The 1,463-nt window shown below is 72.0% G+C and carries 1 protein-coding gene; it reads right to left on the reverse strand.

Features of this window, described 5'->3' with window-relative positions:
* Window positions 1-211: 211 nt before the first annotated feature.
* The coding region (locus H5J30_RS32980) for an extracellular solute-binding protein (protein WP_181791367.1) at window positions 212-1,463 on the reverse strand (1,252 nt) is incomplete at its 5' end.

Raw genomic sequence — 1,463 nt, forward strand, 5'->3', positions numbered from 1 at the left:
TTCGGTACGGGCGGAGTCGGCACGGGCGGGTTCGGTGCGGGCGGAGTCGGGGGCGGATTCCGCGGGGGCGGGGGCCCGTCGGACCGGCGGTCCGGCGGCGGCTGCTGCGCTCATCGTGCGGTGCTCATCGTGCGGTTCGTGCTCTTTCCTCGTGCGCCTGCTCGTGTGCTTCGCATGCCTGCTCGTCGTCCGCTCCCGCCGGCCGCCGCCCTCATCTCTGGTACCGGTCGAGTACGAGGTTCCCGTCCTCGACCAGCGACTCGCGCAACTCGTCCAGGTCGGTGTCCCCGTTGAAGTACCGCTGGAACGCCGGGGTGGCGATCTTGTCCGACCACTCGCGGTACCCCCGCACCCCCAGCACCGGCGCGGGCCGCAGCGAGCGGGCCACCTCCACGCCCGTACGCCACCCGTACTTCTCGGTGTTCAGCGCCGGATCCTTGAGCGCCTGCGCGCCGGTGGGCAGCATCCAGTCGCCCGCGGCCAGCTCGGCCATGTGCTCCGGCCGGGTCATGAAGGCGATGAAGTCCGCCGCCGCCTGCCGGTGGTCGCTGTCCTCGGCCACCGACAGCGTCTGGGGGCTCACGCCCTGCGCGAGGCCGCCGGCGGGCCCGTCGCCCGCGGGCATCGGCAGCACCGACCACCCGAAGCCGTCGGGCGCCTGCTGGGTGACGAGCTGGCGGTAGGAGAAGTTCAGCGGCACCATCGCGTACCGCCCGGCGAAGAAGCCGGGCAGGGTGTCGGAGCCGGACATGCCCAGGCTGCTGCGCGGTGCGGTGCGGTCCTCGTTGACCTGGCGGTCGATGGTCTCGGCGACGGCGGAGTCCTCGGGGCCGTAGGCGACGCGGTTCTTCGGGCCGTCGTCGGTCTGCTCCCGGGAGAACAGCCCGCCGCCGGTGGACAGCGAGAGGTTCACCGACTGGCTGACGGGCTCCTTCATGCCCCAGGCCACGCCGTAGCGGTCGGTCTTGCCGTCGCCGTCGGTGTCGGCGGTCAGCTCCTCGGCCGCGGCCTCGAACTCCGCCCAGCTCCACGGGTCGGCCGCCGTCGGCACCCGCACCCCCGACTCCTTGAGCACCTCGGTGTTGGCGAACATCATCCGCGGCTCCTGGAGGAAGGGGACGCCGTAGATGCCGCCGTTCATGGTCGTCGTCCGCCACGCCTGCTCCGGGATGTCGGCGCGCAGCGAGTCGGGCAGCAGGTCGGTGAGGTCGGCGAGGTAGCCGCCGTAGGCGAAGTCGGTGAGGTCGTCGGCGGCGTCGTGGATGATGTCGGGCGCCTCGCCGCCCTCGAAGGAGGTCAGCAGCTGGTCGTGCACGGTGTCCCAGATGCCCTGTACGTAGCGGACCTGAACCTCGGGGTGCTCCTCGTTCCACTGCTCGACGAGCCGCTTGTTGGCGGCGACCGACTCCTCCTGCCAGGCGAGGCTGAGGTAGTCGAGGGTCACCGTGCCGTCGTCGGAGCCG

This window comes from Streptomyces phytophilus, from assembly GCF_013870535.1.
GTDB classification, from domain to species: Bacteria; Actinomycetota; Actinomycetes; order Streptomycetales; family Streptomycetaceae; genus Streptomyces; species Streptomyces phytophilus.